The 20807-nt window shown below is 59.0% G+C and carries 12 protein-coding genes; 10 read left to right on the top strand and 2 right to left on the bottom strand.

Annotated elements, in window-relative coordinates; all coding sequences use genetic code 11:
- Positions 1 to 44 precede the first annotated feature (44 nt).
- Positions 45 to 701: an alpha/beta hydrolase gene (locus ACWKWM_RS16610; protein ID WP_483847182.1), complete on the bottom strand. Its 657-nt coding sequence runs from the start codon at positions 699 to 701 to the stop codon at positions 45 to 47.
- Positions 702 to 1181: 480 nt separating this feature from the next.
- On the opposite strand from ACWKWM_RS16610, the gene ACWKWM_RS16605 reads away from it, so the two are divergent.
- The 10 genes from ACWKWM_RS16605 (at position 1182) to ACWKWM_RS16560 (ending at position 20445) form a co-directional block, all read left to right on the top strand.
- A complete protein-coding gene (locus ACWKWM_RS16605; RefSeq protein WP_483837706.1) occupies positions 1182 to 2213 on the top strand; it encodes an amino acid ABC transporter substrate-binding protein in 1032 nt (343 codons plus the stop codon).
- Between the two features lie 64 nt (positions 2214 to 2277).
- Positions 2278 to 3459: an amino acid ABC transporter permease gene (locus ACWKWM_RS16600; protein WP_483847181.1), complete on the top strand. Its 1182-nt coding sequence runs from the start codon at positions 2278 to 2280 to the stop codon at positions 3457 to 3459.
- 10 nt (positions 3460 to 3469) lie between these two features.
- Positions 3470 to 4567 carry an amino acid ABC transporter permease gene (locus tag ACWKWM_RS16595; RefSeq protein ID WP_483847180.1) on the top strand — a complete coding sequence of 366 codons (1098 nt, stop codon included), beginning with the start codon at positions 3470 to 3472 and terminating at the stop codon, positions 4565 to 4567.
- Positions 4568 to 4577: 10 nt separating this feature from the next.
- On the top strand, positions 4578 to 5342 hold the full coding sequence (locus tag ACWKWM_RS16590) for an amino acid ABC transporter ATP-binding protein (protein WP_122726492.1): 765 nt from the start codon (positions 4578 to 4580) through the stop codon (positions 5340 to 5342).
- A 416-nt stretch (positions 5343 to 5758) separates the two neighbouring features.
- Positions 5759 to 7054, top strand: a complete 1296-nt coding sequence (locus ACWKWM_RS16585; RefSeq protein ID WP_483847179.1) for a CynX/NimT family MFS transporter — start codon at positions 5759 to 5761, stop codon at positions 7052 to 7054.
- A gap of 93 nt (positions 7055 to 7147) precedes the next feature.
- Positions 7148 to 7633: a nuclear transport factor 2 family protein gene (locus ACWKWM_RS16580; protein ID WP_483847178.1), complete on the top strand. Its 486-nt coding sequence runs from the start codon at positions 7148 to 7150 to the stop codon at positions 7631 to 7633.
- A 92-nt stretch (positions 7634 to 7725) separates the two neighbouring features.
- On the top strand, positions 7726 to 13260 hold the full coding sequence (locus ACWKWM_RS16575) for an NEL-type E3 ubiquitin ligase domain-containing protein (RefSeq protein WP_483847177.1): 5535 nt from the start codon (positions 7726 to 7728) through the stop codon (positions 13258 to 13260).
- Between the two features lie 158 nt (positions 13261 to 13418).
- The gene (locus ACWKWM_RS16570) at positions 13419 to 18968 is read left to right on the top strand and encodes an NEL-type E3 ubiquitin ligase domain-containing protein (protein ID WP_483847176.1); all 5550 of its coding nucleotides are present in this window, start codon (positions 13419 to 13421) and stop codon (positions 18966 to 18968) included.
- A gap of 131 nt (positions 18969 to 19099) precedes the next feature.
- Entirely contained in the window at positions 19100 to 19447 is a 348-nt protein-coding gene (locus ACWKWM_RS16565) for a GIY-YIG nuclease family protein (protein ID WP_483847175.1), read from the top strand.
- Between the two features lie 65 nt (positions 19448 to 19512).
- Positions 19513 to 20445 carry a glutathione S-transferase family protein gene (locus tag ACWKWM_RS16560; RefSeq protein ID WP_483847174.1) on the top strand — a complete coding sequence of 311 codons (933 nt, stop codon included), beginning with the start codon at positions 19513 to 19515 and terminating at the stop codon, positions 20443 to 20445.
- Positions 20446 to 20451: 6 nt separating this feature from the next.
- Here ACWKWM_RS16560 and ACWKWM_RS16555 read toward each other — a convergent pair whose 3' ends face one another.
- Positions 20452 to 20802: a glutaredoxin domain-containing protein gene (locus tag ACWKWM_RS16555; protein ID WP_483847173.1), complete on the bottom strand. Its 351-nt coding sequence runs from the start codon at positions 20800 to 20802 to the stop codon at positions 20452 to 20454.
- Positions 20803 to 20807: the final 5 nt, after the last annotated feature.

Here is a 20807-nt window from a genome sequence, read left to right as displayed (position 1 = left end):
GCCATACCAAATCTGCTGAACAATTGAAAGGACCGACTGGCCGTTTAGCGCAGCCGATCCGCGAGCCAGACACCTATGTCGGCAATCTCTTGCGGTAACACTTCGTGCCCCATTGGGTATTCCTGCCATGTCGCGGTGACGCCTTGAGCCTTCAACTGCTCATACGCCGTGCGCCCCATCGCGTTCTGGACAACTTCATCGTGCTGCCCATGCAAGCAATACACCGCAATGCGTTGCTGACTGGCCGAAAGGGTCATTTCATCGCTGAAGGTTGGCGCGTAGGTGGACAGCGCCAGCACGCCACCGAGCGGTCCCTGCCAGCGCAAAAATGCGGCGTGATACACCACCGCGCCACCTTGGGAGAAACCGGCGAGGAAGATTCGCGCCGGATCGATGCCGCTGTCGCGTTGGGCTTCGATAAGGTCAAGAACGCGCTGGGCCGAGGCCTCCAGTTGGTCGGCGTTGATGGCGCGCGCCGGACTCATGGCCTTGATGTCGTACCAGCTCGGCATTTGGTAGCCGCCGTTGATCGTCACTGCCTGGGTTGGCGCCTGCGGCAGAATGAAGCGGGTGGTCAGCAAAGAACGCTGTAAAGCTTCTGCAACGGGCATGAAATCAAAACGGTCAGCACCCAGGCCGTGCAGCCAGATGACGCAGGCGTCGGCAGCCTTTTCGGGTTGCAGAATAAGGGGTTCGCTCATGAGTGCTCCAATTGTGTGCGATGGCTCTGGCGCGGCGCTTCAAGGCGGTGCGCACAGTTGAATATGGATGAAAGAAGATGTCGCAAGACTACAAGTTTTTGGCTTGACCTGTCGCTAATTCGACAATGCCAGCATGGTGGTACGGGCTTTGCTACAAAACCTGCGGAGTGAAAGCGCTCACCTCTGTCGGTAACACTAACAGGCAACTGTAGGGTGCCGTCGGGGGCGGCAAGGAGTCCATTCGGGAGGACTCCAGGCACGGTTCGTCTCAGGCCCGCGGGGTCAGGGAACATCAGGGAGCTTCAGTCCACAGGCCGAACACGACGCTGTAATGCGGTTGACGAGATGATCTTGCGCCGGTTGCAGCATCAGGTCTTGCGTCGCGTGACCCAAAAATAAGCCAGCACGGGTCATTAACGCCTCACAAGGGTGCGACGGGGCTAAAGCTCCTACACAACAAAGAGCAAACTGGAGGTTTGAATGAAGATGTTGAAATCCACCCTGGCTGTAGTGGCCGCCGCAGCAGCGCTCGGTCTGACCGGGTTCGCTCAAGCGGGTGCGAAACTGGACGCCATTCAGAAGAAAGGCTTCATCCAGTGCGGCGTGAGTGATGGTCTGCCAGGTTTCTCGGTTCCGGACGCTAGTGGCAAGATCCAGGGCATCGACGCCGACTTCTGCCGCGCTGTTGCCGCAGCCGTGTTTGGCGACGCAACCAAGGTCAAGTTCAGCCAGTTGAATGCCAAGGAGCGCTTCACCGCGCTGCAATCCGGCGAAATTGACATTCTGTCGCGTAACACCACCTGGACCAGCTCCCGTGACGCAAGCATGGGTCTGGTATTCCCAGGCTTCGTGACTTACTACGACGGCGTTGGGTTCCTGGCCAACAGTAAGCTGGGCGTTAAAAGTGCCAAGGAACTGGACGGCGCGACCATCTGTATTCAAGCCGGTACCACTACCGAGCTGAACGTGTCCGACTACTTCCGCGCCAACAACCTGAAATACACCCCGATCACGTTCGACACCTCCGATGAAAGCGCCAAGTCGCTGGAATCCGGTCGTTGCGACGTACTGACCTCCGACAAATCGCAGCTTTACGCACAGCGCTCCAAGCTGGCCAAGCCTACCGACTACGTCGTTCTGCCAGAAACCATCTCCAAAGAACCTTTGGGCCCGGTCGTTTCCCGTGGTGACGAAGAGTGGACCACTATCGTTCGCTGGGTCGGTTACGCACTGCTGAACACTGAAGAAGCCGGTATCACTTCCAAGAACGTTGAAGCCGAAGCCAAGTCCACCAAGAACCCGGACGTTGCTCGTCTGCTGGGTGCTGACGGCGACTACGGCCCACAGCTGAAACTGAAGAAGGACTGGGTTGTTCAGATCGTCAAGCAAGTCGGTAACTACGGCGAAATCTTCGAGAAGAACCTGGGCAAAACCACTCCTCTGGCCATTGATCGCGGTCAGAACGCTCTGTGGAACGCTGGCGGCATTCAATACGCACCACCTGTGCGTTGATTGACCTGCGCCCGGCTACTTAATCGTAGCCGGGCGCTTTGTTGCATTTTTCCTGGGGCACTCCATGCAAAATCAAATCAGCGCACCAAAGCAGAGGCTGACCCTCAGCGATCCTAAAGTGCGTGCGTGGCTATTTCAGATAATCACGGTTATCGCTGTAGTCGCGATGGGTTGGTATCTGTTCGATAACACCCAAACCAACCTGCAACACCGGGGTATTACCTCAGGTTTCGGTTTCCTTGAAAACAGCGCCGGCTTTGGCATCGCGCAACATCTGATTCCTTTTACGGAGTCTGACTCGTACGCGCGTGTGTTTCTTATCGGTCTGTTGAACACTTTGCTGGTGACGTTCATCGGTGTGATTCTGGCAACCTTGCTGGGATTCCTCGTCGGTGTCGCTCGCCTGTCCAACAACTGGATCATCAACAAGCTGGCCACGGTTTACGTCGAAGTCTTCCGTAACATCCCGCCGCTGCTGCAGATCCTGTTCTGGTATTTCGCCGTCTTCCTGACGCTGCCCGGTCCGCGTGCGGCCCATGGCTTCTTGGGTTCTTTCTTCGTCAGCAGTCGCGGTCTGAACATGCCGGCCGCCGTCACCAACGATGCGACGTTGCCGTTTGTGATCAGCATCGTGCTCGCGATCGTCGCGATTGTGTTTATGACGCGCTGGGCTAATAAGCGCTTCGAAGCCACCGGTGTGCCGTTTCACAAGTTCTGGGCAGGCCTTGCCTTGCTCATCGTGATTCCGGCGCTGTGCGCGCTGATGTTTGGTTCTCCCGTGCATTGGGAAGTGCCCGAACTCAAGGGCTTCAACTTCGTCGGCGGCTGGGTATTGATCCCCGAACTGCTCGCACTGACGCTGGCCTTGAGCGTTTACACCGCAGCGTTCATCGCTGAAATCGTGCGTTCAGGCATCAAGTCGGTGACCCACGGTCAGACTGAAGCTGCGCGTTCGCTGGGCCTGCGTCCAGGTCCGACGCTGCGCAAAGTCATCATCCCGCAGGCCATGCGCGTGATCATTCCGCCGCTGACCAGCCAATACCTCAACCTGGCGAAGAACTCCTCGCTGGCGGCCGGCATCGGTTACCCGGAAATGGTTTCGCTGTTCGCAGGTACCGTGCTTAACCAGACGGGTCAGGCCATCGAAGTCATTGCCATCACCATGAGCGTGTACCTGGCGATCAGTATCAGCATTTCCCTGCTGATGAACTGGTACAACAAGCGCATTGCGCTGATCGAGCGGTGAGGAAACGCGCATGACATCCCATACTTTCAAACCTGATATGCCGCCCCCGAGCAAAGTGTTCGGCCCCATGGCATGGATGCGTCAGAACCTGTTCTCCAACTGGTGGAACACCGTCCTGACGCTGTTCGCGATCTACCTCGTCTGGCTGGTCGTGCCGCCGCTGTTGAGTTGGGCGATCTTCAATGCCAACTGGGTCGGCACCACGCAGGCAGACTGCACCAAGGCGGGCGCCTGCTGGGTGTTCATCGAGCAGCGCTTCGGCCAGTTCATGTACGGCTACTATCCGCAGGAGCTGCGCTGGAGGGTTGATCTGACCGTCTGGCTGGCCATCATCGGCGCTGCGCCGTTGTTCCTGAAGATGATGCCGCGCAAGGCAATCTACGGCCTGTCGTTCCTGGTGATTTACCCGATCGTTGCCTACTTCCTGCTGCATGGCGGGGTGTTCGGCATGGACAACGTGGCGACCAGCCAATGGGGCGGCCTGATGCTGACCCTGGTGATCGCGACGGTGGGTATCGCCGGGGCATTGCCATTGGGCGTAGTGCTCGCGTTGGGTCGACGTTCGGAAATGCCGGCGATTCGCGTGCTGTGCGTGACCTTCATCGAGTTCTGGCGCGGTGTGCCGTTGATTACCGTGCTGTTCATGTCGTCGGTGATGCTGCCGCTATTTCTGCCTGAAGGCATGAACTTCGACAAGCTGCTACGGGCTTTGATTGGCGTGATTCTGTTCCAGTCGGCCTATGTGGCTGAAGTGGTGCGGGGCGGCATGCAGGCCATTCCGAAGGGTCAGTACGAGGCCGCAGCCGCGATGGGCCTGGGATACTGGCGCCGGATGGGCCTGGTGATTCTGCCGCAAGCCTTGAAGCTGGTTATTCCTGGTCTGGTCAACACCGTGATTGCGTTGTTCAAGGACACGAGCCTTGTGATCATCATCGGCCTGTTCGACCTGCTCAACAGCGTCAAACAAGCTGCCGCCGACCCTAAATGGCTCGGTATGGCCACCGAAGGCTACGTCTTCGCGGCCTTGGTGTTCTGGATCTTCTGTTTCGGTATGTCCCGCTATTCCATGCATTTGGAACGTAAGCTGGACACAGGCCACAAGCGTTAGGAGTTTTGACATGAGTGAAGTTATCACCAAGCCTCTGGGCGCCGAAGGCATGATCCGGATGGAAGGCGTCCATAAATGGTACGGCCAGTTCCATGTACTGAAAGACATCAACCTGAACGTGCGTCAGGGCGAGCGTATCGTCTTGTGCGGCCCGTCGGGTTCGGGCAAGTCGACCACCATTCGCTGCCTCAACCGTCTGGAAGAGCACCAGCAGGGCAAGATCGTCGTTGACGGCACCGAGCTGACTTCAGACCTCAAGCAGATCGAAACCATCCGCCGTGAAGTCGGCATGGTGTTCCAGCACTTCAACTTGTTTCCGCACCTGACCATCCTGCAGAACTGCACGCTGGCGCCGATGTGGGTTCGGAAAATGCCGAAGAAGAAAGCCGAAGAAATCGCCATGCACTACCTGGAGCGCGTACGCATTCCCGAGCAGGCGCATAAGTTTCCGGGCCAACTCTCCGGCGGTCAGCAACAGCGTGTGGCGATTGCACGTGCCTTGTGCATGAAGCCGAAAATCATGCTGTTCGATGAGCCAACCTCGGCCCTCGATCCAGAAATGGTGAAAGAAGTGCTCGACACCATGGTCGGCCTGGCAGAAGAAGGCATGACCATGCTGTGCGTAACCCACGAAATGGGCTTCGCCCGCACCGTGGCCAACCGCGTGATCTTCATGGACAAAGGCGAAATCGTCGAACAAGCGGCACCGAACGACTTCTTCGACAATCCGCAGAGTGACCGTACCCGCCTGTTCTTGAGCCAGATCCTGCATTGATCGGTTGAAGTAACAACGTGAAAAACCCGGGCTCAGGTCCGGGTTTTTTTATGCCTGTTGATCGCTCTGGCACCGCGCTAACGCTCGCGAACTCCCCGTGGGAGCGGACCTGTCCGCGAAGAGGTCTTCAAGGCCGATGCATCTCTATTATCTGAACCACCGTTTTCGCGAACAGGTTCGCTCCCACAATAAATCTATTGCGCTGCTGATTTCTGGACCTGACACAAACCTCGCTTCAACGCCTTCGGCGCAAACGTAGATTAATCGTGCCCGCGTTAAATACGGGAAGGATCAGAAGATGCGTGGCTTTTAAACTGTACCCAATCCACCCCAAAACTTGTGTTCGGTGCTGTTCTCGAACAGGATGCCTTCTTTGCGCAATGCGCTGTTACACCTCCTGCCCCCACGAGAATCCCATGACGACCAAGGCGCCAACGGCGAGCGACACCCAAAATAAGCCCATTCCCCTCCACGAAATCGATGAGTTGCTGATTGACTGCGAAGCTGACGACGATCAGGTGCAGCAGGCGCATCCGGTGTTGAAGCGCCCGTGGTTGTTGCTGCTGGGGCTGGTGTTCGTGGCCTTGAACCTGCGTCCGGCATTGTCGAGCATGGCGCCGTTGCTCAGTGAAGTGTCCAGCGGCCTGGGTTTGTCCGCCGCCAAAGCCGGGCTGCTGACCACCTTGCCGGTGTTGTGCCTGGGCCTGTTTGCACCCTTGGCGCCGATTCTGGCCCGCCGCTTCGGCAGTGAGCGTGTGGTGCTGGGCGTTCTGCTGGTGTTGGCAAGCGGTATCGTGTTGCGCAGCCTGTTTGGTGAAGCCGGACTGTTCGCCGGCAGCGTCCTGGCCGGTGCCTGCATTGGCATCATCGGTGTCTTGTTGCCGGGCATCGTCAAGCGCGATTTCGCTAAACAGGCCGGCACCATGACCGGCGTTTATACGATGGCGTTGTGTCTGGGTGCGGCCGTCGCGGCAGGCGCCACGGTGCCCTTGAGCCATGCATTCGGCGACAGCTGGCAACTGGGGTTGGGTTTCTGGATCGTGCCTGCAGTCCTGGCCGCTGTTTTCTGGTTTCCGCAGGCACGCCAGGGTCATGGCCTGCATCAAGCTGCTTACCGCGTACGCGGACTTTTCCGTGATCGACTGGCCTGGCAAGTCACCCTTTACATGGGCCTGCAATCGTCCCTGGCCTACATCGTGTTCGGCTGGTTGCCGTCGATCCTCATCGGCCGTGGTCTGACCCCGGTTGACGCCGGCCTGCTGTTGTCCGGGTCGATCATGGTCCAGCTCATCAGCTCGTTGACGGCGCCATTTCTTGCAACGCGCGGCCGGGATCAACGGCTGCCGATTGTGATCGTGATGGCGCTGACGCTGACCGGTCTTTTCGGTTGCCTGTACGCGCCTGTTGGCGGGCTGTGGGGCTGGGCGATTGTGCTTGGGCTGGGGCAGGGCGGTACGTTCAGCCTGGCGCTGACGCTGATCGTGCTGCGCTCGCGCGATGCCCATGTCGCGGCGAATCTGTCGAGCATGGCTCAGGGGATCGGGTACACGCTGGCCTCGATGGGGCCGTTCGCCGTGGGCATCGTTCACGATGTGACGGGGGGCTGGAGTGCAGTGGGCTGGATTTTTGGCGTGATCGGCGTGGCCGCCACGATTGCCGGTCTGGGCGCAGGTCGCGCGCTTTACGTGCAGGTCACCAGCGAGAAAGTCTGAGTCGTGCCATTTGGCTGGCGAATGTCCGTGGCAACCGCGCGCGATGGCGATTATTGTGCGCTTTCTGAACGCCTTACACAGGGACATTGCCGCATGAGCGAAACCACTTTCAGTGACGAAAACGCCAACCTCATCGCTCGCTTCTATGAGGCGTTCAATCGGCTGGACGCCGAGGCCATGGCGGCCTGCTACACGGAGGACGTGCTGTTCAGCGATCCGGTGTTCGGTGAATTGCGCGGCCGTCAGGCAGGCGACATGTGGCGCATGCTCACCTCGCGCGCAAAAGAGTTTTCGGTCGTCTTCGATCACGTCCGCGCCGACGAGCGCACCGGCGGAGCGCATTGGGTCGCGACCTATCTATTCACCCAGACCGGCCGCACCGTGATCAACGACATCCAGGCACGCTTCGTGTTTCGGGACGGCAAGATTTGCGAGCACCATGACAGCTTTGACCTGTGGCGCTGGTCGCAGCAGGCCCTCGGCGCCAAGGGTGCACTGCTTGGCTGGACGCCGATGGTGCAGAACGCCGTGCGTGCTCAAGCTCATAAGGGACTCAAGGCATTTCAGGCCAGCCAGTGAAACTCTTCCTCTGGAAATAACTATCTAGGCCATTTTTCAAGGCGTCCCCGATAACGTCGCATCCTTATTCTCAGCAATAAGGATGTTGCACTGTGTCTTCCATACCCCTCGCTCCACCGATTGTGTCGCCGCTGTCTACCGCCAGGTACGACGAGTTGCGGCAGCGTTTCATGCACGACCCTGTGCTGAACGTCATCCAGAACCAGCTCCCTGCGGCGTTTGTCGAGGCATCGTCTCAAGCTCGCAAGGACTATTGCGCTGCGCTGTTAACAAGCCGGCTGGCCCGCGAAGAACTCAAGCAGGTGTTCAGGCCGCTCAAGGGCATCGCCGAATTCGCCGAACCGTTGCTGAGCGAAGCGTTGCGGGCGAAGTTCGGCCCTGGTCTGGACGTTAACAAGGACACCTTATTTAACCCCACGCTCACCGCTGATGGCGCGACCGGGCCGTTCACGCAACTGACGCTTCTGGAGTCCGCGCTGCATAACTTTGAGCGCAAAGAAACGGTGGCGGGGGTATTTCTAAAGAGTGCGGCGATCCTCGACAAGCAGGGCGATGTTCACCCCGTCGGCATAACGCCGGAGCAATTTGCTGACGTCTGTAGGCACCTCAATCTAGGTCGCAAGTATTCCGACCATCTGCGCGAAACGCTGGAACCTGACACAGCGCCTGGAGATTCATCGGACGTGGCGCGGTTCAACACGCGAGCCAAATTCATCGCCGCTGACAAAGCCGAGATGGAGCTCTGCGTTCGCGCCGCGATGATTAAAAAGACTTTGGGAGAAACCGCTGGCCAAGCCTTGCTGGCGCTGGCGCAACAACAGCCCAACCCGTTATTCGACGGCAAGCCCATGTTGCTGCAACGGCTGACGATATTTGGCGTGGAAGTTCAGCGCGCACTGCTGATTTCGCCGACCCGCACTTGGACCACGACCCCGGTGCCCATCGTCCTGTATATCCCGCACGACCCGGTCAGCCCCATTAAAGAATTTGGCTCCATGACTGAGCTTGAAGACGACCTCAGGCAGCGGTTGACCGACAAATCCTATCAAGCGTTTTTTGCGCAACTCATCGGTGAGCGCCGTCGGGCGCAAGTCTTCACTCGCCTGAATAAGCACCTTTTCCCGCTGATGCCGGATGACGCCAAGCTGTTCAGCAAAGGGTTGTGGCATCACAGCGCAGATCCCAAGGCCAACTTGGTACTCGACAGCGACCCGATCAGGGAATCCCTGTTCAGCAGAATGCATCGCCAGCAGCTGTTCTTACTCAAGGACAACGCACAGTTCCTGGCTGTGCCCACTGAAGTGGAGGACGCAAAAAGCCGTCAGGAGCGGCTGGATCACTGGATCAATATCGGCATGAATATTCTCAATGTCGCCTCATTCGCGGTTCCGGCGCTGGGCGCGTTGATGATGCTTGACTCCACCGTGGAGCTGGTTGGCGAGGTCTATCACGGTCTGCTCGACTTGAGTCACGGTGATCTGCAAGACGGGCTTGAGCATCTGCTTTCGGTTACCGAACAGCTGGCGTTCATGGCGCTGCTTGTTGCGGGGCATCAAGTACCGGAGCCGCCACAGATCCTGAGCAACCATTTTGCAGGGCAACTGATTCCGATCAAGCTCAACACCGGGGAGACGCGTCTGTGGAAGCCCGACCTTGCGCCATTTCAGTCAACCCATGCGCTGCCCATTGATGCCACTGCGGACATCAACGGCGTGGTCGAACATGGCGGGAAAAAGTATCTGGATATCGACGATCGCCGTTATGAAGTGCAATACGATCCCGACCGCAACAAGTGGGTGGTCAAGCATCCCCGTGACAGTCATCCGTTCTCCCCTGTGCTGGAGCATAACGGCGCGGGGGCTTTCCGGCATGAGGGTGAACTGCCGCAACACTGGGCCAAGGAAAAACTGTTCAAACGCCTCGGGCATTCGGTCTCGGGCCTGTCGCAATTGTCCGCCGAGCGAATACTCGGTGTGGCCGACGTCGATGAATCGCTGTTGCGCCAGGTGCATGTGCAAAACGCCGTTGCGCCCGGTCAGTTGCGCGACACGGTCAAGCGCTTCCAGCTGGATGCGGCCCTGGAAAGTCGCTCGACCGAAAGGCCCACGGTCAGCCGTGCCGAGCAGTTCAAGCAGGAATATGTCGCCAGCGAGCGCTCGGAAGATCCTGCGGTGCAACTGATTCAGCGTGACTTCCCGACGGTTCCCAAAGCGGTCGCCGAAGATTTGCTGACGATGCTGACGACTGCGGAAAAACAGCAGATGCTCGACAGCGGTCGCATTCCGTTGCGCGTCGGTGAAGCGGCAGCCTGGCAACAGCGCCAGACCCGCTTGAACCGGGCGTTCGAAGGCTTTTATCTGAACTGCGTCAGCACGACGGATACCGAAATCCTCAGCCTGAATTGGCTCGAAAAACTTCCGGGCTGGTCAGAGCATGTGCGCCTTGAGGTGCGTCAGCGTACCTATCGCGGCACGCTACTTCACAGCATCGGTAGCCCTGACGCAGCGGAGCTCAAGGTGCTGGTCAAGTCCAACGGCCAATATCAGGCGTTTGATGCTGAGGGTAACGATCTCAATAGTGTGCCCAGCGAAGGGAGCAATTTGTGCGCCTCCATCCTGCACGCGCTGCCGGACGGCCCCCGTGGTGCGCTGGGTTTTGCTCGCGTCTCGCAAGGCGCTGAGCTGGATGCGGCGCTGGCAACGCGGGCAATGAATGACCGGGAACAATCGTCGCGGATGCTGCGCATCGCCGAGCGGCCCCTGGCCTTCAACACGCCCGCCCGACTGAGACAGGGGCGTCTGGGGTATTCCCTGAGCGGCGGCGGCCGATTACCGGATTTTGTCAGCGACGACCATCTGTTGGACCGGATCAATCTGCTTGAGCTCCAAGATGTCTCTGCGCTGGACGTGCTCACGAGCCTGCGCGCTCAGGGATTGTCCAACCCCGACATCAATGCTCGCCTTGATGTATTGCAGGAGGAATATCGGGCACTGCACGCCAGCATTGATCAGTGGGCACTGGCCTCCAGCGCGTTGCCGGAATTGAACGCAAACCGCGCCGCCAGCCGAACGCGCATCGCAGAGGCGATCTTGCGTCATTGGCAAGCCAGCAGCGTGCTGGTGCTTGAGGGAACCGCCACCGCCTTGCGTCTGGATAACGTAGCGCTGGTGGATTTTCCCGAACAGTTACCCGCGTTCTTTTACCGTCGCATCAATGGTCTCCAGTTGCACGACACCGTCCGTACGCTGCACCGACACCCAGGGCTGGCGTGGGATGAAGTGGATCTGGTACTGGACGGATTCCTGAACCGGTTTGCGCATATCACAACGCTTGAAGTCAGCCGGTCTGTCACTGCCGGCTATCGATCACCCGGCTATTTCGAACTGCCGCGTATTGCGTCGATCCGACTGCCACGCCTCACAACGCTGAATATGATCAATCAGGATTTGATCATTACTCCGACCACCCTCGCCCCGCTCGATGGCCTTGAGTATCTGGAGCGGCTGGACCTCAGTGGCAATCATCTCGAAGGGTTCTCAGGGGACATGCAATTTCCTGTTCGTCGCCGACTTCAGCGCCTGGGGCTTGATCGCACCGGCATCGACTGGCCTGTATGGCTAAATGATCGTCTGCCCGACGGTATCGCCGAGCTTTCGCTAAACGACAACCGTATTTCGGCCTTGCCTGAGCGCCTGGTGAGCAATGGCGTCGGCGCGCCTGGCCGCACGCACGTTTCGCTGCGAGGCAATCAGTTGCCCCGCAGCGTCCTCATAGAAATGCAGCTGGACCAGGCCCGGCCTGACAGTGCGCTCAGCTTCGACTTTGAGCCAGCGCCGGAACTTCAAACCCGCATCGATGTGCTGTTGGGCGAACAGGCTGAGCTGCAAAACGCATTGCGCGACTGGAGCGAGTCATCAGGGTCCAGCGAGCCTGTGAATGAAAATCTAGCGCTGGCACGACGAGAAACCAGCGAGCTGCTGCTCACTCACTGGGGGCGAGCCGTGTCGGGCCGAGCCCCGTTGGCGGTGGTGATAGAGGCCTCGCCGTTGACGGGTTTCCCTCATACGCTGCCGGAGACCTTTTATCGCAACGTCAGCAGTTTGTCGTTGCGCGAAGTGGGGGTGGAGCCGTCACAGCTGGAGGGGTTTGTGCGCAGGTTTGGCCAGGTTTCCAGTCTGGAACTGGCCGATATTTCCCCGGCGTTACTTGCGCCGCCGCAGGTGCTGACCGAGCTGGCCAGCCTCAGGGAGCTGGACATCACTGATCAGGGAATGATCCTGGACCAAAGCGCCCTGGATTTTTACGCCCGATTGCCCCGGCTGCAGCACTTGAATCTGAGTGGCAATCGCCTCGGGATCATTTCGGACACGACCTTGTTGGCGGCGCGTTATCTGCACTCGCTGACCCTGGACAACGTGGGCATGACCAGTTGGCCCGAATGGCTCACCGATCTGCTTCCTGCGCACATCAATTCCCTGTCGCTCAACCGCAATCAACTGACGACCCTGCCGGCTGAGATCATGGAGAACCCTCGCAACGAACAGGCTCACACGGAAATCTCGCTGGAAGGCAATCCGTTGTCACGCGAGTCGATGATTGCCATGCACGCCCGCGATCACGGGAACAATACGTCCTTCAGTTTCTATATGCGCTTGCCTGACGACATACGCGCGATGCCTGTGGAATGGCGAGAGGGTGATGGCTTTGATACCGCCTCTGACTCTGATCTTGAGTACTCCCCCGATTCGCCCGTTCATGGTCATGGCCGCGTTGTGGTCAATACGCGAAGGCCACTGGTTGAACCGTGGTTGACAGGCACAGCCGATGAGGTGGTCTTGCGTCGGGGGATCTGGGAGCGCCTTGAAACAGCGGCCGATGCCCCGCAACTCATGGCGCTGGTTGACCGCCTGCGCGAGTCCGCGGATTTTCTCAGGGCGCGAGCCACGCTGACGCCACGGGTCTGGCATGTGCTGGAGGCGGCAGAGCGGGACCCCGAGTTGCGGGCGCTGCTCAATGGCATGGCGCAGGACGAAGACATCGGCAATCCCACCTGCGCTGATGGCGTGCGTCTGGAGTTCAACCAGATGGAGGTTCAGGTGTTCACCCGTCGTTCATTGCAAAACGTAGCGGACGGCGAGCGAGGCCCCACCCTGTATGAGCTGATGCGACGTCTATTTCGCCTGAGCGAGGTGGATCGTCTGGCGGTTGCCAACACGCGCGGGCGGGATCAGGCCGAGGTGCGTCTGGCCTATCGACTGGGGCTGGCCGAACCGCTGGATCTGCCGCTCCCTCCATCGAGCATGTTGTATCGAACCATCGCCGGGGTAACGTCCGAAGAGCTGGCTGGCGTGCAGGGGGAGGTGATGGCGGGCCAAAACGGACCTGGGCTGCTGGATTACGCGGCCAACCGGGATTTCTGGACCGACTGGCTTCGAGAGACGTACGCGCCGCAGTTTGCGGAGTTGCAAGCCACATTCGATCAGGATCGTGTGCGCCTTGAGGATGACTTCCCGGAGCTCAACGACCAATACCTGGAACGGGCCAAAAGGCTGCTTGATGAGAAGCAGCGAAAAGACCTGGACTTGATCAGGCGGCTGACCCACCAGGCGGGGCTCGCCTACGACTGAGTGAGTCTTTGCGCCGCCGGCAGGGTTTGACGTTTGCCGGCGGCCGAAAGTTGGCCATGGCACAAGGTTATTTTGATCGCGATATCTATTTATGCTCCACCCCGCAAACCACTGTGTAACGTCATTTCCTAATCTTTCAGCGATAAGGAAATTGCCCGATGACCATTCCGTCGTCCACGTTACACATTCCCCCGGCGAGTGAGCCGCCGAGCCTCACTCATTTGCAGCAACGCTTCAGCGATGAGCCGGTCTTGCGCGTGATTCATCACCAACTGCCCAAAGCCTTAAGCGCCGCATCCACGCAACAGCAGCAAGATTATCGACGCGCGCTGCTGGCCAGCAAATCGGCCCGCCAAGCCTTGAAAGCTCTGCTCAAGCCGCTCAAGGGCCTGTCCGATTTTGCCGAACCAATGTTGCGTCAGGCCCTGAATACCCGCTTTGGACCGGGGCTTGAGCCCAAGGTCGACACGCTGTTTCATCCCACCCTCAGGCCCAGCGGTGCGACAGGCTTGGCCACCCAGTTGACCTTGCTCGAAGCCGCTTTACACAACTTTGAGCGCAAGGAGGCAATCAAGGGCGGCTTTCTGCGTTCGGCCTCGGTGGATAAAGGAATCGACGGCCCGCACCCGAAAAACATCAGCCCCGACCAATTTGCTGACGTCTGCCGACACCTCAATATCGGCAAGAAATATCAGGACCATCTCAACGATGTGCTGGAGCCGGCGTCGCTGCCGGACGATGCACCCAACGCTGCCCGGCTCAACGCGCGGGCTACCTTCATTACCAACGACCTGGCTGACATGGAGCTTTACGCCCGTGCCGCAGTGCTGCGCAAGGACATCAGTGAACAGGCACTGGCGGCGGTGCTGGAAGTGGTGACGCGACGTGCCAGTCCTATGTTCAACGGTCTGCCGGTGGCGTTCGAGTCCTTGACAATGTTTGGGGTCGAAATACCCCGCGTTGTCATTATCAAACCGCTGGCGAGCTGGACGTTCACGCAGGTGCCGCTGGTGTTGTACGTGCCGCAGGACCCCGTTACGCCGTTCAAGGAATTCGCCACCCTGAGCGAGCTGGAAGACGACTTGCGAAGCCGGTTGATGAGTCAGACCTATCAAGCGTTTTTTGCGCGGCTGATTGGCGAGCGGGCAAGGGCGGAGTTTTTCGGTCAATTGAACAGACACTTGTTCCCCCTGGCGCCTGTTGATGGCAGTTGGTTCACCAAAGGGCTATGGCATAACGCGCCTGACCCTCGCGCTGATCTGCGTATGCAGAGCGCACCGATCAACACCGAGCTGTTCCAGAGGATGTACCAGCAGCAGATCGAGTTGATTAAAGATAACGCTCGATTCCTGGCGGTCCCTACCGAAGACGAAGACGCCAAAAGCCGCCGTGAGCGACTTCAGGCCTGGTTCGACGTGGGCATGAACATCGCCAATGTCGCCTCATTCTTTGTCCCTGTTCTGGGCCAACTGATGATGGTGTACGCCAGTGTGGAATTAGTCAGCGAGGTGTATCACGGCCTTGAGGACCTCAGTTATGGCGATGTGGAGGAGGGGTTCGATCATCTTGTCAGCGCCGGTGCCAACATCGCCTTCATGATGGCATTGGGCAAGGCTGCGCACGGTGCAGCGCCTCCTGAGCCGCCGCCGCTTACGGGCAATAACTTTGTCGGGCAGGTGGTGCCGATCAAGCTTGCCAATGGCCAGACCCGCCTGTGGAAACCCGACCTTGAGCCTTTCCAGGTCAACATCGATGTCCCGCAAGGCGCCAGCGCTGAGCTCAGCGGTGTGTTTGAGCGCGAAGGGAAAAAGTACCTGACCCTCGACGGTCGGCAGTACGAAGTGATTCATCGAAAAGCCCTGAACAAATGGCAGCTCAGGCACCCACTTCCGGACGCGAAGTTTTCGCCTGTTCTGGAGCACAACGGTGTGGGCGCTTTCCGGCATGAGGGGGAGCTGCCGCAGCAGTGGTCGAAGGATAAGTTGTTCAAGCGCCTCGGCCATACGGTGTCCGGATTGTCGGAATCGTCTGCCGAGCAAATACTCAGCGTGGTCGATGTCGACGAACCGCTGTTACGCCAGGTGCATGTAGAGAGTGCCGTTCCGCCAGGGCAACTGCGCGATACGGTCAAACGCTTTCAGCTGGATGCCGCCCTTGACCATTCGGCAAGCGGAATGTCTGGCAGGCAGCGAGCCGAGCAGTTCCGGCAGCAGTACGAGGCCAGTGAAGTGTCGTCCGATCCGATGGCTCAACTGATTCGCCGAGATTTTCCCGGCGTACCCACCGCAGTGGCCGAGGATTTGGCAAGCACCCTGACATCGGCGGAAACGGTGCAGATGCTGGACAACGGTCACGTCCCCCTGCGCGTCAGTGAAGCGGCCGTCTGGCAGCAACGACAAACACGGTTGAACCGTGCGTTCGAGGGTTTTTATTTGAAATCCCTGAGCAACGAGGACACCGAGATTCTCAGTCTGCGTTTGCTGGAAAAACTGCCGGGCTGGTCCGACCAGGTGCGCCTCGAAGTGCGCCTGGGATCGTCCGACGGCAGCCTGCTCGACAGCATCGGCGCCCCTGAAGCCACGGTCCATAAAGTGTTGGTCAAGTCCAATGGCAAGTATCAGGCGTTTGATGCACAGGGCAACGAACTCAACAGCGTGCCGACAGCGGGGAATAATCTGTGTGCTTCGATTCTGCATGCGCTGCCAGACGCACATCGCAGCGCGCTGGGTCTGCCACATGTGTCCCAAGGCCCGCAGCTCAATACGGCACTGGGAGCGTTGGCTACGGGTGATCGCGCCCGTGCCTCGCGCCTGTTAGGTATTCGCGATGGCCGGCTGAAATTCAATAAGCCTGAACGCATGAAGCAAGGGCGTGTGGGGTATGCGCTCAGCGGCATGGGCCGACTGCCCGGGTTTATCAGCGAGGATCATCTGCTGACCCGCATCGGCTTGCTGGAACTGAGCGATGTTACCGCCCAGGACGTGCTGACCAGCCTGCGTCTTGAGGGGATGTCGAATGCTGATATCAACGCGCGTCTGGATGTGTTGCAGGATGAGCGCCAGGCAATGCGTGCCAGTCTGGATCAATGGGCGATGGCCTCGAGCGAGCTACTGGCCCCCAGCCCCTCCCGAATGAACAGCAGGACGCGGATCGGCGAAGCGATTCTTCAACATTGGCAGGCTACCAGTCTGCCGGGTGCACCCGCCGACGTCGCGTTGCGCCTGGAGTCCGTTCGGCTGTCTGATTTCCCGGCGCGACTGCCAGCTTTTTTCTATGCGCGTGTCGAGCGACTGCAGCTTGTCAATGTCCACGCCCAGCCGGCTCAGCCCGGTGCCTGGCTGCCGGGTGCGAATTGGGGTTGCGACGTAATGAACACCTTCCTTGGCCGGTTTGGGCAAACCACGGCGCTGGAGATCAGCAGGCCAATGTCTTCGGGTTTCAGTTTCACCGAATTTCATGATCTGCCGCGCATTGTCGCAACTCACTTGCCTGAGCTAAGAGACCTGAGCTTGATCAACCAGGGGTTGGACATCAACGTCGAGAACCTGAACCTATTGGGCCAGATGTCACACCTGGAGAGCCTGGACCTGAGCGGCAATTTCAGCCTGGACGCGCCGGTGCCTGGCTCGGTCAACCTGAACTTGCGCAGGCTGGGGCTGGATCGAATCGGCCTGGAGCGTTGGCCTGACTGGCTGACCGCCTTGGTGCCCGAGCACATTGAGGAGGTCTCGCTGGTCGATAATCAAATTCCGGGGCTACCGGAGGCGCTGCTGCACGAAACACCGTCTTCGCAGACGACGCTGATACGTCTGCAAGGCAACCGACTGTCACGCGCCGACATGATCGAAGCCAGCTTGCGTGGGGCGGGGCAAAATCGAGCGGTCAAGATTGACGCGGGTATGCCAGCCGAACTTCAACCCCGGATCAATGTGTTGCTGGGCGAGCAGGCAGAGCTGCAGGCAGCGCTTCGCGACTGGGCCGAAGCATCGACATCGCGCGCGCCGCTGAGCGCTGAGGCGATCAGCACGCGCCAGGCAATGGGCGAGTCATTGCTCGAGCACTGGCGCGGTACCGTGGCGGGGCGCGCATCGCGGCCGATTATGATCCAGGCGATGGCACTGTCGGAATTTCCACAACGGTTGCCGGCCACGTTCTACCGCAACATCAACGGCCTGCTGTTGCGAAATGTCATCACCGATAGCGAGCAGTTGAGTCAGTTTCTGTCCAGATTTCCTCACCTATCGACCCTGGAAATCATGGGCCATTCCACCCCCATGGTCGCGCCGCCGCGCATCCTCAGCGCACTGCCAAACCTTCGCACGCTGGCTTTGATGGATCAGGGCATGGTGATCGATCAAGCAGTCATGGAGTACCTCAGTAGCCTGACTAACCTGAGAAATCTGGACCTGAGCGGTAATCGTCTGGGTGCCATTGAGTTTTCGCCTGTGCTAGGGCGGCACTGGGAATCCCTGACCCTGGATAACGTCGGCATCAGCACATGGCCCGAGTGGTTGAACTGGTTTTTGCCCGGCAGCATTGACGCGCTGTCGCTTGCGCAAAACCAACTGACGGCGCTGCCGGAAGAGATCGTCCGAAACCGCCGCAACGATTTAGCGCATACCGAAATATCGGTTGAGGGCAACCCTTTGTCTCGCGAAAGTATGATCGCAGCTCACGTCAGCGAATATGGCAATTCCCGATCATTCAGTTTTTACATGGACCTGCCGGACGATATCCGTGCGCTCGCGCCGGAGCGGGCTTGGTCATCAACCGAATCGCTGAACGATCTGGATTCGGACTTTGATGCCGACTCCGACTCTGACGCCAGCATTCATCGTCACGGGCCCACCGGGGCTGACTCCGCTGGCCCGACTAACGTGGCGCCGTGGCTTCAAGGCACGGCACAGGAAATCATCGGCTATCAGGTGGTCTGGGATCAGATTGCAGCGGCGGATGATGCGCCGATGCTCATGTCTCTGATCGGTCGTTTGCGCGAAACCGCTGATTATCTCAGGGCGCGCGAGGCGCTGGTACAACGCGTCTGGCATGTGCTGGGTGCTGCGGCGGAAGACCCGCAGTTGCGCCAACTGCTCAACGCGATGGCCGAAGAAGCGATTGCCAGTCGCACCTGCGGCGATGGCGTGCGGCTGGAGTTCAACCAGATGGAAGTCCAGGTGTTTGCGCTGGACTCGCTGCGCGATATTCCGAATGCTGAGCGAGGGCCGACGCTGTATCGACTCATGCGCAGATTCTACCGTCTGGACGAGGTGGACCGGTTGGCGCGGCTAAATGCGCAGGGCAGGGATCAGGCCGAGGTGCGATTGGCCTATCGTCTGCAACTGGCCGAGCGTCTGGATCTGCCACTGCCGCCCGCCCGCATGCTGTATCGGACGGCCGCCGCAGTGACCGCCGATGAGCTGCAAACGGTCGAAGGGCTGGTGCTGACCAGCCAGGACAGCCCGGCGTTTTTTGCCAATGTGGTGAATCGGGATTTTTGGTCGGCGTGGCTGCGGGAAACCTACGCCTCTGAGTTCGCCGAGCTCAAGGGTACATTCGACAGCGACAGGGCGCGGGTGGAGGATGAGTTTCCCGAACTCAATGACGCCTACTTCGCGCGCATCAAAGCCCTCGACGATGAGCAAAAAAACCGTGAGCGGGAATTGATGGAACAACTCACCTACCAGGAAGGCATGAAGTACAGCGACTGATCTGCTTTGCCGTTGTTTCAAATCGCAAGCGCCTCATAAACCAACCCTGTATGGCAGGGTTGGTTTTGTGCGTTTGCAGGCGTCATCGTCGGTTCTGCTAGAATCCGGTCTCTTTTTATGTGTCGCTGGCCATGTCCGATACTTCCCTTGCCGTGCCTGAAGTCGACAGCCCGTCGAACGCGCAAAAGCCCTGGTTTGTGTACCTGGTGCGCGCTGCCAACGGATCGTTGTATTGCGGCATCAGCGATGACCCGCAGCGCCGTTTCGTCGCCCATCAAAGCGGCAAGGGTGCGCGTTTTTTCTATTCCAGCCCCGCCGTTGCCTTGGTGTACGTCGAAGCCTGTCACGACAGAAGCGATGCGCTGCGTCAGGAAAGGTTGATCAAAAAACTCAGGAAGAGCGCCAAGGAAGCACTCGCCGCCAGCGACTGGCGCACTGACGGGCTTATCCACGGGAGTGATAAACAGGCATCAGCCTGAGCGGGTAGGCCGTCTGCGCAGACCCGGTTAAGCTGCTGGTTTTCACCCTGCGGGCGGACCGAAGCATGTCAGAGCTGATCCTTCACCATTACTCCACGTCACTGTTCGCCGAAAAAGCACGTCTGATGCTGGGCTTCAAAGGTCTTTCATGGCGCTCGGTGATCATCCCGTCGATCATGCCCAAGCCCGATCTGACAGCGCTGACCGGCGGCTACCGCAAAACCCCCGTGCTGCAAGTCGGCGCCGATATCTACTGCGATACCGCCCTCATTGCCCGCCGTCTGGAACAGGAAAAATCAACGCCGACGTTCTATCCAGAAGGCCAGGAATTCACTGTCGCAAGCTTTGCCGCGTGGGCTGACTCGGTGATGTTCCTGCATGCCGTCAGCCTGGTGTTTCAGCCAGCCTCCCTGGCGGTGCGTTTTGCCAAAGTCCCGCCAGAGGCCGTCAAAGCATTCGTTGCCGACCGCGCCGCTTTGTTTTCAGGTGGTAACGCCAATCGTGTCTCGCTTGAGCAGGCCCAGCATCAATGGCCGACCTTGATGTCGCGACTGGAAACGCAGCTGGAACGTGGCGGCGAGTTTCTGTTCGGTGCACCTTCTATTGCGGACTTCTCGGTGGCGCATACCCTGTGGTTTCTCAAACAAACACCAGTCACTTCTGGGCTGGTCGACGACTATCCAGTCGTAGAGACCTGGTACAAGCGGGTGATCGGGTTTGGACATGGGGCTTTTAGCGAAATGGCGTCCGGTGAAGCACTTGAGGTGGCAGGCAACGCCGCCCCGGCGGCACTCCCCGAGGAAGACTTCAGCGATCCGAACGGGTTTGCGGTCGGGCAGCGGGTTGCCATCTCAGCAGTGGACTACGGCGTCGACAGGGTGGAAGGCGAGTTGGTGTTTGCAGGAAGTGAAGAGCTGATCTTGCGTCGCGAGGATGAGCGAGCGGGAGTGGTGCATGTGCATTTCCCGCGGTACGGGTTTCACATCAAGGCCCTTTGAGCGTCCTTATTTCAACGCCGCTAAAATCGCCTGCTCACTGAATCCCCTGATCAGCGTGCCGTTCACGTCGATCAGGGGGATGCCGCGTCCGCCCAGCGCTTCATAGGCTTTGCGCCCTGCGGCATCTTTCTCGATATCGAACTCGGTATACGGGATGCCCTTGCTGTCCAGAAAACGCCGCGTTTGCTTGCAGTAGCCACACCAGTCGGTGGCGTAGAGCACGACCTTGGCGTTGGCTTGGGCCTGCGTCGAAACGGCAGAAGAGGGGTGAACGAAGTTTTCGATCTTGCCCCAGTTCTGGTAGACCACCACCACCAGCATGATCAGCAGAAACTTCTTCAGCGTGCGTATGAACATGCGAG

This window comes from Pseudomonas rosaeacicularis (assembly GCF_057128745.1).
The sequence above is the reverse complement of the archived record's forward strand: the minus strand, read 5'-3'. Positions and strand labels throughout refer to the sequence as shown.